This is a genomic window from Kushneria phosphatilytica (assembly GCF_008247605.1).
Classification (GTDB): Bacteria; Pseudomonadota; Gammaproteobacteria; order Pseudomonadales; family Halomonadaceae; genus Kushneria; species Kushneria phosphatilytica.
In genome coordinates, this window is the sequence record NZ_CP043420.1 from 1,008,212 (window position 1) to 1,021,465 (window position 13,254).

Consider the following 13,254-nt stretch of genomic DNA (forward strand, 5'->3'; position numbering starts at 1 on the left):
TACTGCTGAAAGGTGGCTGCGCTCGATCATACGGCGTTAAAAATTGGCTTAAAGTACTCATTTACCGCGGTAAACTCCGTCTTTTCGCCAATTTTTGCCTTGTCTGAATCTTCGCTCGCCTACTTTTCAGCCAGCACCTGTATTCCTTGTAAGCCAAAAAAAGGCTTTGTATTTCAGGCGGGAAGCATCAGCTTCCCGCTTGCTGTTTTTATCGTCGCTGAACGTTTGCCTGCAGAGAAGAGCGCCTCATGACCGACATTCACGCCCACAAGATCCTGATTCTCGATTTCGGCTCCCAGTACACCCAGCTGATCGCTCGGCGGATTCGCGAGATCGGTGTCTATTCGGAGGTGCGTGCCTTCGATATCACCGAGGAGGAGATTCGCGAGTACAACCCCAACGGCATCATCCTCTCCGGCGGGCCGGAGTCGGTCGCCGAGCTGGATTCGCCCCGGGCGCCGGAGTGCGTCTATGAACTCGGCCTGCCGGTGCTTGGCATCTGCTATGGCATGCAGACCATGGCGGCGCAGCTGGGCGGCGGTACCGAGGGCTCCAACAAGCGTGAGTTCGGTTATGCCCAGATCAGCGTGGCCGGCGAAGACCCGCTGCTCGGCGGCATCATGGATCACGTGGGGGATCGGGGTGATGCGCTGCTGGATGTGTGGATGAGCCACGGCGACAAGGTCGCGCACGTGCCGGAAGAGTTCGAGATCACTGCCTCCACGCCGAGCTGCCCGATTGCAGCGATGAGCTGGGCGGAGAAGCGTCTTTACGGCGTGCAGTTCCACCCCGAGGTGACGCACACCGCCCAGGGCCAGCGCATTCTCGAGCGTTTCGTGGTCGAGATCTGCGGCTGTGAGAAGCTCTGGACGCCGGCGCGCATTATCGAAGATCTGGCCGCTCGGGTGCGCGATCAGGTTGGCGATCGTCACGTGCTGCTCGGCCTCTCCGGCGGGGTGGACTCCTCGGTGGTCGCGGCACTCCTGCACAAGGCGATCGGCGATCAGCTCACCTGCGTGTTCGTTGACAACGGCCTGCTGCGCAAGAACGAGGCCGACCACGTGATGGAGACCTTCGCCAGCCACATGGGCGTGCGGGTGATCCGTATCGATGCCGAAGACGAATTCCTCGGCAGGCTCGAAGGCGTCGACGACCCCGAAACCAAGCGCAAGCTGATCGGCAACACGTTTATCGACGTGTTCGACCGCGAAGCCGCGAAGATCGAGGGCGTAGAGTTTCTCGCCCAAGGCACTATCTACCCGGATGTGATCGAATCCGCCGCTTCGAAGACCGGCAAGGCGCACGTGATCAAATCGCACCACAACGTGGGCGGCCTGCCGGAGACCATGAAGCTCAAGCTGGTCGAACCACTGCGTGAGTTGTTCAAGGACGAAGTGCGCAAGCTCGGCCTTGAACTTGGCCTGCCGTACGACATGGTCTATCGCCACCCCTTCCCCGGGCCGGGCCTGGGCGTGCGCATTCTCGGTGAAGTGAAGAAGGAGTACGCCGATATCCTCCGGGAAGCGGACGCCATCTTCATCGAGGAACTGCACAACTTCGACTGGTACCACAAGACCAGCCAGGCCTTTGCGGTATTCCTGCCGGTGCGCTCGGTCGGCGTGGTTGGGGACGGCCGCCGCTACGAATGGGTGATTGCCCTGCGCGCGGTGGAAACCATCGACTTCATGACCGCCCGCTGGGCGCACCTGCCGTATGAGCTGCTGGAGAAGGTCTCCAGCCGCATCATCAACGAGATCAGTGGCGTCTCGCGCGTGACCTACGACGTGAGCAGTAAGCCGCCGGCGACGATCGAGTGGGAATAATCGTTTAGCTTCAAAGCGTCACTGAAAATGAAAAGCCTGCTGAAAAGCAGGCTTTTTTATGTCCATTCGCAGTAGCAAGGATAAAGAATTGAAGCGTGTAATACATACGGATTGTTTTTGATCCCGGCGCAGATGGCCGCGGCCACCCGGGTCGTGATCCCCCCCGTGTAGGGATTGATGGACGGGTAAGTCGCCCAGCGCCCTCCGATGAAGCGGGATGGCTCAGCAAGGGTCATGGATCGCGCCTCGTTGCCATGTGGCTTGCCCGTTCAGGCCGAGCGCGTCACCGCGAAACGGGCCGCAACTTCCGCGACACGAATGCCATAGCGACGTGCGGTTTCAAGGTCGCCCACCGACATCTCCTCGGGCGCGGCGTCGGCATCCGATTGCGCCATGGCGCCGATATAAGACCCGATCCGGTTCGGATCATCGCGCTTGGAGGCCTTCACGTTCGACGGCTTGATCGCAAGGCTCACCCAGATGCCGCCATGCTGTCCGGCGAGCAGGACGAAATATTGCAGCGTATTGAGCTTGTCGCCGTTGAGCGTGGCGCTGTTGGTGAATCCGCCGAAGATCTTGTCTTTCCACTGTTCGGCGAACCAGGGCTTCGAGGTGGCGTCGGCGAACTTCTTGAACTGCCAGCTCGGGCCGCCCATGTAGGTCGGCGAGCCGAAGATGATGGCATCCGCGGCGTGGAGAGTTTGCCACGCGCTTTCGGGAATGTTGCCTTCGGCGTCGATGGCGATGAGCGTTCCTGCCGCACCATTCGCGACTGCCTCGGCGAGGCGGTGGGTGTGGCCATAGCCCGAGTGATAGACGATGGCGGTGGTGATGGTTGCCTGGGTCATGTCTATGTCCTGATGTTCGAGGTTGGGTTGCATTGACGTTGCGCGTGGCCGGCCGGCTTACTGGTGGATCGGCAGCAGAGGGCGGAGGCGCCGGCAGATACAGGCCGCCCCTGGCCAGCAGGCCGAGCAGCAGCGAGATCGATTGATGTTCCCCGTGTGAAGTAACTCCCCAGACGCACTGTATCCTGCGATGCTGTTTTAATTGAGTATGCCAAACGGAACGCATTGTTCTCTTGAGAGAGAACAGCTATAGGGCATGCGGATGCACAACCTCGAACATCTTTTTATCTTCATTCGGGTCGCCGAGATGCGCAGCTTCAGCCGCGCGGCTGAAAGCATGGGCATTCAGAAAGGGCGTGCCTCGACCGTCGTGCGGCAGCTGGAAGAGGATTTGGGTACCCGGTTGCTGCACCGCACAACGCGCAGTGTGCAATTGACCGAGGACGGGCGACGCTTTCAGGAACGCGCGCGGGAACTGCTGACCGATTTTGATGATCTGCAGTCGATGTTTGCAGAGGAGGGCGTTGCGCTACGGGGGCGACTGCGAGTCGATCTTCCGACCGAACTGGCGCGCACGACGCTGGTACCAGCCCTGCCGGACTTCATGGCAGCCTACCCCGATCTGGAACTGCAGGTGTCGAGCACGGATCGGCAGGTGGATCCGGTCGAGGAGGGGTTCGACTGCGTTCTGCGGCTCGGGCCGATCGGCGACGAAACGCTGATTGCCCGTCCGCTGGGTCGGCTACGCATGGTGAACGCCGCCAGCCCAGCCTATCTCGCGCAGTACGGCACCCCTGTGGTGCTTGAGGATCTGCATCGGCAAGGCCACCGCACGATTCATTACAGCCGTGCCCTCGGTGCCCGCCCTTATGGATGGGAATACCCGGACGGTGACGACTACGCCACGCTGCCGCTGCCCGGCGCCCTGCATGTGAACAGCGTCCAGACCTACGAGGCCGCCGGCCTGGCGGGCATCGGTCTGATCCAGGCGGTGCTCACGGGAATAGGCCGCCACCTGGAGAGCGGGGCGCTGGTGGAAGTTCTGCCGGACTTCCGCCCCGAGCCACTCGATGTGTCCCTGGTCGTGGCCCATCGACAGAACCTGTCGCGCCGGGTCCGCGTCTTCATGGAATGGATCGAAGAGGTGCTGGCGCCCTATCTCGACTAAGGCGCCTTGATTGGACAGATGCACCCGAGTCATATGCTCGAACGCACCCCCGGGCGTGATCCTCGCGAAACATCAGAAGCTACTCTCGCCCCAATGCCATTTGCCCTATGGTCAGCGGCCTAAAGGCCATCTGCCCGCGCTCACATTTCCATTGTCGCCGTATGCGGCGAGGCATAGATTAGGAGTGCAACCTGGCAGGGCGGGAGGTGCGCTCATGGAAACGATTACACCGAATCAGGTTAGTAAGGTTGAAGCCGGGCGGGATCGGTACGGACGCGATGATCTGATGATCTGGGGCGTGTTGCCGCTGGCCATCAAGGTCTCCGGCCAGGAGACGAACGGCCAGTTCATGCTTTTCGAGCATGCCGGTATGGATAAGGGCGGGCCGCCGCGGCATGTACATTACGGTCAGGACGAGTGGTTTTATATCATCCGGGGCGTTTATGTGTTCGAAGTGGGTGATGCGCGTTGTCAGCTCGGCGCCGGTGCTTCGCTGTTTGCGCCACGCGAGGTGCCGCATGGCTGGGCCTGTGTCAGCGATGAGCCGGGTACGCTGCTGACCCTGATTACACCGGTGAACACTTTCGAGGATTTCATCCTCGAGACCACGCGTCATGCGAGCTTGCCGACCCGGGAAGACATCGAGCATGCCTTCGCCACGCACGGAATGAAGCTCACCGGCCCGCCGCTCGAGCTCGAAGCCGCCTGAGTCGTATCGTTACGTCGCGCCCGGGGATCATTTGTACGGCGGTATGTTCTGCACGAATGATCGCCGGGGCCGCGGCCATCGTTGGGACCGTCCAATTCGGAGGGAAGGTGCCATGAATCAGGACAAGCTCTATCAAGGCAGTTGTTTCTGTGGGGCGGTTCGGATCCGCCTGACCAGCGATCCCGTGGTCATGGGTTACTGTCATTGCGAGTCATGCCGGCATTGGTCGGCTGGGCCGGTCAACGCATTCACATTATGGAAGCCCGAGTCGCTGCAGGTGGTCGAAGGTGACGATCATATCGGCAGCTTCAACAAGACGCCGCAGAGCATTCGTAAGTGGTGTAAGAGTTGCGGTGGTCATCTGTTCACGGAGCACCCGGAGTGGGGCCTGGTCGATGTCTATGCGGCTGTGATTGATGATTTTGCTTTCCAGCCGTCGGTCCACGTGCATTATCAGGAGACGGTGCTGCCCATCAGGGATGGGCTGCCGAAGATGCAGGACGTGCCGGCGGAAATGGGTGGCTCGGGTGTCACATTGAACGAATGAGCGCGCCACGTGCTGGCTGCTGCCGTATTTCCTGTCACCGGTAATGTGCAGCTTCATAGACGTTTGATCATGCTGCTGCATCGCTGGAAGTGAGCTGGGGGAAGCCGTTACTACACGTGTGAGCTTCCTTGGAATGGTGTCAACGCTCAAGATCCCGTTTCATGATGCCTGAAACGGTCAGAAGCATGAGGGAGGTCACGATCCAGCCCAGAGCAATGTATAACGCTTTACCGAGATACCAGGCTGCATAGTAGGCCGTGCTTTCTTCTTGATTGAGCGTTCCGTCGGCGCGTGCTGCTGGTTTTCGAATCGAACAGTGCCGCGCATGATTCAGGTCGATGAGCGGCACAAAATTGTCCAGAGCATAAACAAAATTATTGAGTAAATGACCGAATAAGCCATCGATCCCCGGATTGCAAGGTAACGCGCGTGCTATCAATGTTTCCCCGGCAATTCGCGGCTCAAGGCGTGATTCCAGTACACTGTTAGAGGTATAAACCGATGTAATTGGCGCTATTCCTTGAGCTTGGGCCTGATAGGGCACATCCAGCACAATAGCGATACCGGGGGCAAGTTCGCCATGGGCCAGGTCTGCCCAATCGGCTGGTGGGAAAAGACTGCCAGTGCGACCGATATGTGTCATGACAGCGCCGAATAAAATACAAAGCCCGAACGTGAGAAGAGCTCGGCGTGCGGATAAGCCATACTGGAAACCGACACTGAACAAGAGCATGAATATTGCCTCAAGCACCGGCCACAAGGCGAGAAGCAGACAGGTCCATGCCATATAGATCAGCACGCTTTCCCAGGTAGAACCTGGTTCCAGGAGCGTGGCCTGCACCAGTAGCGCAATAACACCGAGCGCCAGCAGCAGAAAACCATAAGGAATTCGACGCGATTTTCTCTCTGGTTGGTTCTCCGAATGGGTATCGCACCTGGCAAAACTGCGACCCCACCATAACCTTACTGTACCGCGTAGTCGTATGGCGCTGGCGATATCCTTTTTTTCACGCAGAATTTCGTATCCTTGTGACACTTCACCGGCCTCGATATGAGCCAATGCAAAGCGATCATAAACCTGCGGTATGAAGGATTTTTTATCAAAGGTGCGATACCAGCGCATCATGCGTGAGGGCCACTTCACTAGTGGCAGGAGTTTCTTCACCATTCGTCCCACACCACGAAGGTAATCATGATCTCCCCGCTTTGGCTGGAATGGTGTTTGATGAGTCAGCCAGATAAGGCGACGAGTGTGTTCTTTCGGAGAGTATGAACCTGCGCCTTTTGAGGCTTTATCATCAAAGTGCTTTCCAAGACTTCCCGTGTGTGCAGGCTTGGATCCTGTTCCGGGTGACAGGCTGTTATAATCCTGGCTTTGGCTAGCGGTGGCGGCTTCGAGTCTATCAATATGAATACCGGCTGCCTGCAGTATTACTCGATGCGTCCCCAGGTGCCAGTTTCGCCCGAAGTCGTCTTTTAGTGAGCCGCATTTGAGGCCCTGAAGATTCAGGGCAACGGCCGATTGATCGCGCCGTAAATCACAATAGGGAGTCGTAAATCTCTGTTTTATCTGACTCCTGAGACGGGCTTGTGTCAGCGCAAACCTGAGTCGGTGAAGATGGTACCGGCCAGACGATTCATGAGACCGATAGTCGAAGGCAGTGAAGCGATTATCAAGTATCGGTCGCCAGAACCCTGAAAATTCATCGTTTGGCGTGCCCTTCTCTTCACCAATCGGGTTATCCTCCAACATGGCGACTCTACCACGATAGTCCAGTTCGAAACTGGCATTAAAAACATGTTCTCCGTATAGCAAACGCGCTCTGATAACTGTAGAAAGCTCTGGATTATCCTTGGGAGAGAGTGTGCGCTTGAGCTGGTTTGTAGCATCGTCGATATTCAGAAACTCTTGTATTTTGAATGGCCCATCGTCTGCCTGGATGGAGTCACAAAAAAACGCCAGGTAGGCTTCGCATTTCGCACGCTCATCCAGGCGCAAGCGGCTCTTCTGGCTATCCTCACGCATGACGTCATAGGTGCCGAGTCGTCCATTCAGTGCATGGATTGGTGCGGCGCTACCATCGATAACCACGAATGCTGCCGTTCCCGCGGAGTCTACCCTATTCTGTTTGTCCCAGAGTATGCGCCGCACCTTTGACTCCTCGGGGTTTAGGATCTCGATGAGTAATACGTCCTTGTAAAATGGCAGGCGGAAGACCGCCATTTTGTACTTATCGTCACGACAATACTTGGTAAGAGATTGGTATGGTTCGGTATTTTCGGTTTCATTATTAGCATCAGCCGAGTCGCTAGAGTTGGACAGTGACCATTCGATTTCACCAACTTCCAGGGCACCGGCGATATCGGCGTCGGCGAAGGAAACCCCCTGACGATATGTAAAATGCTCATCAAGCTCGGGTATCGGGGTGGCCTCAGAAGCTTTAGTGTCAAATTCAAATTTGACCTTGCCGATCAGCACGCTGCCGTGAACGCGTGTATTAGCCAGCAAAAGGCTGCCCTTTAGAGTAATCTGATTATCGCATCGGTTCGCTGATCCGGTACGATTGCTGCCGTCTGTGCCGATATCTATATTGCCGAGAACCTCGGTTTCCGAAAGATCCACAGCGATTGGTGTTCGGCTGTTCTTCTGACAAGCTCCTTGAACATTACAAGCGATGCTAACGCCAAGGTGAACGCTTGCATGATTAAGCAGAATCAGCCCATGGCACTGGCTTTTGATATCAATTCGAAAACCGGTGCTAATGGATGCCTTGTAAGCGTCGATCGCGGGCGGAGCGTAGCTGTTGCCTTGGTGGGTGGAATCCCCTAATTGGGAGTACATGATATTAATATCTTGCCGAATCGTCGCCTGTCTTGCATTGATCCAACACGACGCTGATTTATTGAGATCAAATTGGCTGACATAATGGCCTGCTGGGGCATTTTCCTCGTGCCCGCTTGTCTGTGACTTATTCGAGTTGTAGCCATTCACGCGACCAACCTGCAGGGTGCCGCCGATAGTAATATCTTCCAGAAACAGGGCACCTTCGATTCGACACCAGTCCGCTCCGACGCTTTCCTGTCCGGAGCTGTGATAGGGGCCGAACCGCACTGATTCGGCAATGTTTGCTGCCTTGAAAAACAAAAAGGCAGGCTCTCTCTGGGTGAGTCCAGTAACGAACAAGCCGCATTCGAACCAGATCGAACCTGCCTGCAGACCGATACCAAAGATTTGTCCGAAAACGATATTGCGTTCGAAGTCCTGACGATGATCAGGCCCGGAATCGATGACCCGCATAGCGAGCAGGCCTCCGATTCTTGTATGCTGCAGATTGAGTGCTTTCGGAGACTCGGTGGGATTATGCGTCAGTAGTCGGGAACCGCTGAGCCAGACATCGCCGCCAATACGTGCGCTGGCGAGATTGAACGTTCCGATAACAGCACTCTGCTGAAGTTGTATGTGTCCCTCCACCTGCATTCCATTGAAATCAAGTGCGCTTTTCAATGGCTCTCTGGAAGGAGGAAGCGCCGAGCAGGAATCCTGTTCATGGCAGAAATCTGAACAGTCCATCAGTATGCTGCCAGCTATTCGGGCATCGCGCGCTCTGACGATGCAGGGCGAGAGTGCCTCATCAGTAGCCAGCAATGAGGGCGTAGCGGACGCGCCCACCCAGCCAATATCTTCCTTTTGATCGTCGAAAAGGAACGGATTCCCGGCGAAAGGCCAGGTCTGACTCTGGTCGGTTGTTCCTCCCCGGCTTGTGTTCAGCTCTTTGGCCCGCGGGCCGCATTGACGCAGATCGAGCGCTCCCTCGATGCGAGCATTGTCGAGACGCAGAGCGCCGAAACGCGAGCCGCAAAGAGACAGATGTGACAAAGTGGCATTGGATAGATCGATATAGTGATCGAAATCACACCACTCAAGCTCGAGATAGATCGGCTGACCATTCGAGAACGGGCCCAGCCCGGCTAAATCAAGTACGCCTTCGATTCTGGTACGTGGTGCATTGTGCCACCCACTTTTGCCAGCTGGCGCCGTTGCTGTGGCACAGCCGATACGAATGCCGAAAGAAGTAACTTTAATACTATGTGGGCTGTCAGAATCGCGCGCGACATCAATATTCAGGAGTATTTTCCGAATGAGATCGGCACGAATTACTACATCGTCACCGCAGTCCGGCGGAACGAATACTCGTGCCGATTCAATGGCTTCGATGAATCCTTGTTCGAATTGAGATAGCGATCCTTCGGACGATTTCGATTTATTGTTCATGATTGAACTCGGCTCGTCTGCCATGACCCTGAAATCGATTATTGGCAGCTTTGGATAAATTCGCCAGTTCAAAGGAAACCAGAGTGCATACAAGACGCCACCGAAAGGGCAACCTGGCATACTGGCTGGATGAGAGTTCAATCAGGAAGGGTCAAGCGGTTCCCGCGGTGGTGTTCGCCAATGAGCCTGCGGTCAGAAGGTAATGCTCAGTGTAGATGCAGATAACGGCGAGGCTGGTCAGTAAAACCCCAGCCAGATTTCGTAATGTTGATAGGCGTGGTCAGGTCCTGATGGTGATCTGCGAATTCACCCGGATGGATGGTGATCCATCCGGTTGAGATCGTCTCTCACCGATGCACCCAGTCCAGGTGCTCGAACGCGCCCCGGGCGTGATCCTCGCGAAACATCTCATGATCGCGGCGCAGGCGATCGGCGGCTTCCGTAGTAAATTCCACCATATCCTCGATAAACAGTTCCGCCGGCTCAATGGCGTTCATGATCGCCGGTTCGATGTCGTAATCGATGCGTCCGGATTCATCGGAGAGGGCGTGTACATGAGCCAGCACGCCGCCGCAAATGCGGGCGTAGTTTTTCCATTCGCTTTTGGAGAGATCATCGAGATCGATATCATCACGAAACGGTGCGCGCTCGCGTGACATGTAGCTCAGGCCATCGAACTCGACATGGCCGTAGAATCGGTCGCCGTGGCTCAGGTGGACCGCCTGGGCGTGGCTGATGCGCTCGGCGCGGGTGTCCATCTCATAGGAAGAAGGTGGTACCAGCCCGGAGAGGGCGGAGCGTCGGGCCTGTTTGTATTCGATGATCAGGTCATCGGTGCCATCCCGCTCGGGGCCCTCGATCAATACGTAGTAGCGGTTGAGACCCAGCGAGGCGGTGCCCTGGTCGAGGCGGATCGCTACGTCCTTCACGCGCATGCCCTCGGCACGTTGGGGCACTTCGATATTATTCTCCCGGATCAGCCGATCGGTGATCTTTTGAAATTCCTCCCGCCGCGAGGTGATCGGTACCAGTTTTTCGGTCGAGCGAAAGCGACTTCCGGTCTCATCGAGGTAATCACCCATCAGCCATTCGGCACGCTCTTCATGGGCATCCTCGAACAGGTCACGGATGAGCGGCGGCGCGTTGTCGAAGCGCATCTCTTCATCCTGCTCGGTGCCCTCGCGCGCCAGCCGCTGCGTCCCTTCGATATACCCCTGCACGAAGTGGCGCACCACCTTGATCTGCTGCTTGCGTTTGAGCTCGCCTTCGGTCTCTGCGGCAATCATGAAGCCGACAGCACCACGTTTGATGTCCCAGGTGAACGGGGCGTAATAGGCCTCGTCGAAGTCGTTGACCGAGAAGATCGGCACATTGTTGACGTTGGGCATGACGCCGAAGTTCTCGGGATGCACATCACCCAGTGCGAGTACGGTGGGCATCCAGGCATCGTCGCCGGCCATGTCGCGATAAAACAGCAGCGCCGTGCCACGAAAGAACGAGTAGAGCGAATCGGAGAGCTTGTCGAACTTGCTTTCGGCCTCCTCGGAGCCTGCCGCGATGCGGGTGGCGTGATCCTCGCGCAATGTCTGACGGACGTGCTTGCGGCGCTCGTAGCCGGTCAGTGCTCGCGGGAGTAGCACGAACTCTCCGGCCGCCACCGCCTCGGCCAGGCGTTTGAAGGTCTCATAACGTGTCGCCACCACCGGCGCTGGCGCCTTGGTTGCATGATGCTCAAGTGCTGCGGCCAGTTCCTCCTTGCTCATCGAGGAGCGCCCCGGAATCTCCTGCTGCTGGGCCTGCTCATAGAGGGCCTTGCGCGTCTGTTCTGTTGGGCTGGTCATGAAATTCCCCTGCCTGTCCTGACGGTGCCTGAGGTGGATGGATGCCTACCCTTCAGCATGGACGACTTGAGTGCCGGGCGCCTGGTTTCCGGAGTTCAACCATAAGGCTCGCGACAGCGCCTCGGTGCGACGAGACGAGCTCGGTCGCCGCACGCGCGGGTGGATTTCGGGAGAAGAGTGGCAGGGATAAACAATGAGAAAGGCGCCGGTGTGAGGCGTATCACACCGGCTGGATGGTCAGCGATCAGTGGGGGCGCGATAGCATTTGACGTCGACCTCGACCTTGCAGTCGACCACCAGGTCCTGGACGCTGCAGATACGCGCCGGGGGGTGGTCGCCGAAGATCTCCCTGAAGACCTTGTTGAACGATGAGAAGTAACGGGCATCGGTGAGCACGGCGGTGACGTGCACCACGTCTTCGACGCCGTATCCGGCCTCGTGCATGATCGCCAGGCAGTTGTCGAAGGCCAGGCGCGTCTGCTCGACGATGCCCCCTTCGACGACCTCGCCATCGGTCATCGGCGTCTGGCCGGAGACAAACAGCCAGCCGTCGGCCTGGGTGGCGCGGGCGAAGGGGAGTGACTGGCCGCCGGTGCCGACACCACCGGTGGTGCCATAGCGCGTGATACTCATGGTGTGATTTCCTGATGGTTGCTGAAGTGTTTCGCCAGTGCAGTCGGTGTAACACTGATCGCTGCGTTGCGCGAGGCCGCCCAGGGGCTATCCGCCGGCGAGTGATCCTTTCAGGCCATGGCACTTGCCTGGTCTTTTTTCACTGGAGAAAGCCATGACTGCTGCTAGCCCCGCCGACAGGTTGCCGGCGACTCTCGAGAAAGGCGCGCCCGTGGCGTCGCATGCCAGCCTGCTGCAGGGTGTGTCGCTGCCGGCGGCGGCGATCTTCGAGGCGCCGCTGGCGCACAACCTGGCGTGGATGCAGCGCTTCGCCGATGCCCATGGCGCCCGTCTCGCGCCGCACGGCAAGACCACCATGACGCCTGGGCTGTTCCGGCGGCAGCTCGCCGCCGGCGCCTGGGGCATTACCTTGGCCACCGCGATACAGTGCCGGGCGGCCTTCGCTGCCGGGGTCGAGCGATTGCTGCTCGCCAACCAGCTGGTCGGTGAGCCCAACATGGCGATCATCGCCGAGCTGATCGAGGCCGGTGCCGAGTTCCATTGTGTGGTCGACGGGGCGGATAACGTCGCTGCGCTGGGGCGTTATTTTGCTGCTCGCGGGCAGAGGCTCAACGTGCTGATCGAGCTGGGTGTGCCGGGCGGGCGCTGCGGCTGTCGCGATGCTGACCAGGTTGCAGCGCTGGTGGCGGCGATCGCCGAGCAGCCGGCCCTGGTGCTGGCCGGTATCGAAGGTTACGAGGGCATGATCTCAGGTGGCGACGAGGTGGCCGCGGTGTGCGCTTACGGCGAACGGTTGGTGGAGACCGTCAGGGCACTGCGGGCTAGCGGGGTACTCCAGCGCGAGGCGCCGATCGTCACCGCCTCCGGGTCGAAGTGGTTCGATCTGATCGCCGAAGCATTCGACCGCGCGGAGTTGCGCGAGCACTACATGCCAGTGCTGCGCCCGGGATGCTACGTGGTCCACGATCACCGGCTCTACGCCGGCGCCATGGCCGCGGTGAAGGCGCGTCATCCCGGGCTCGAGGGTGAGCTCAAGCCGGCGCTCGAGGTGTTTGCCCACGTACAGTCACTGCCCGAGCCGGGACTGGCGATCGTCGCTCTGGGCAAGCGTGACATCGGTCATGAGCCGGACCTGCCGTTGCCGCTGCGGTTGTATCCAGTGGCTTCGACGACGACCGCGACGCCAAGAGACGTGAGCGCCTGGCGCACCACGCATATCATGGATCAGCACGTCTTTTTGGCCATTCCCGACGATGCCGAGGTGGCGGTCGGCGACGTGATCGCCTTCGGTACTTCGCATCCCTGTCTGACCTTCGACAAATGGCGCCGGGTGCTGCTGGTTGATGACGCACTGGGCGTGCGAGAGGTAATGGAAACCCGGTTCTGAGTGTTAATGGCACGGCGAACTGGAA

At 58.3% G+C, this 13,254-nt stretch carries 10 protein-coding genes; 6 read left to right on the forward strand and 4 right to left on the reverse strand.

Going from position 1 to position 13,254, the window contains the following annotated elements:
• Positions 1–12: 12 nt before the first annotated feature.
• Positions 13–252 (forward strand): hypothetical protein, encoded by a 240-nt coding sequence (locus tag FY550_RS04400; protein ID WP_139148609.1) that lies wholly within the window; start codon positions 13–15, stop codon positions 250–252.
• Positions 249–1,823 carry a glutamine-hydrolyzing GMP synthase gene (gene guaA / locus FY550_RS04405; protein WP_070975962.1) on the forward strand — a complete coding sequence of 525 codons (1,575 nt, stop codon included), beginning with the start codon at positions 249–251 and terminating at the stop codon, positions 1,821–1,823. The genes FY550_RS04400 and guaA overlap by 4 nt, the downstream gene beginning before the upstream one ends.
• A gap of 269 nt (positions 1,824–2,092) precedes the next feature.
• Here guaA and FY550_RS04410 read toward each other — a convergent pair whose 3' ends face one another.
• Positions 2,093–2,671 (reverse strand): flavodoxin family protein, encoded by a 579-nt coding sequence (locus tag FY550_RS04410; protein WP_070975964.1) that lies wholly within the window; start codon positions 2,669–2,671, stop codon positions 2,093–2,095.
• A 262-nt stretch (positions 2,672–2,933) separates the two neighbouring features.
• Here FY550_RS04410 and FY550_RS04415 point away from each other — a divergent pair, with 262 nt between their 5' ends.
• The 3 genes from FY550_RS04415 (at position 2,934) to FY550_RS04425 (ending at position 5,095) form a co-directional block, all read left to right on the forward strand.
• On the forward strand, positions 2,934–3,839 hold the full coding sequence (locus FY550_RS04415; protein ID WP_070975966.1) for a LysR family transcriptional regulator: 906 nt from the start codon (positions 2,934–2,936) through the stop codon (positions 3,837–3,839).
• 214 nt (positions 3,840–4,053) lie between these two features.
• Positions 4,054–4,548 (forward strand): cupin domain-containing protein, encoded by a 495-nt coding sequence (locus tag FY550_RS04420; protein WP_070975968.1) that lies wholly within the window; start codon positions 4,054–4,056, stop codon positions 4,546–4,548.
• A 112-nt stretch (positions 4,549–4,660) separates the two neighbouring features.
• The gene (locus FY550_RS04425; protein WP_070975971.1) at positions 4,661–5,095 is read left to right on the forward strand and encodes a GFA family protein; all 435 of its coding nucleotides are present in this window, start codon (positions 4,661–4,663) and stop codon (positions 5,093–5,095) included.
• Positions 5,096–5,234: 139 nt separating this feature from the next.
• Here FY550_RS04425 and FY550_RS04430 read toward each other — a convergent pair whose 3' ends face one another.
• From FY550_RS04430 to FY550_RS04440, 3 genes are all read right to left on the reverse strand, one after another.
• Positions 5,235–9,368 (reverse strand): hypothetical protein, encoded by a 4,134-nt coding sequence (locus tag FY550_RS04430; protein WP_070975974.1) that lies wholly within the window; start codon positions 9,366–9,368, stop codon positions 5,235–5,237.
• Positions 9,369–9,715: 347 nt separating this feature from the next.
• Complete coding sequence (locus FY550_RS04435) at positions 9,716–11,209, reverse strand: DUF2252 domain-containing protein (RefSeq protein WP_149054383.1); 1,494 nt, start codon at positions 11,207–11,209, stop codon at positions 9,716–9,718.
• 237 nt (positions 11,210–11,446) lie between these two features.
• Complete coding sequence (locus tag FY550_RS04440; protein ID WP_070975976.1) at positions 11,447–11,842, reverse strand: RidA family protein; 396 nt, start codon at positions 11,840–11,842, stop codon at positions 11,447–11,449.
• A gap of 154 nt (positions 11,843–11,996) precedes the next feature.
• On the opposite strand from FY550_RS04440, the gene FY550_RS04445 reads away from it, so the two are divergent.
• Complete coding sequence (locus FY550_RS04445; protein ID WP_070975978.1) at positions 11,997–13,229, forward strand: amino acid deaminase; 1,233 nt, start codon at positions 11,997–11,999, stop codon at positions 13,227–13,229.
• Positions 13,230–13,254: the final 25 nt, after the last annotated feature.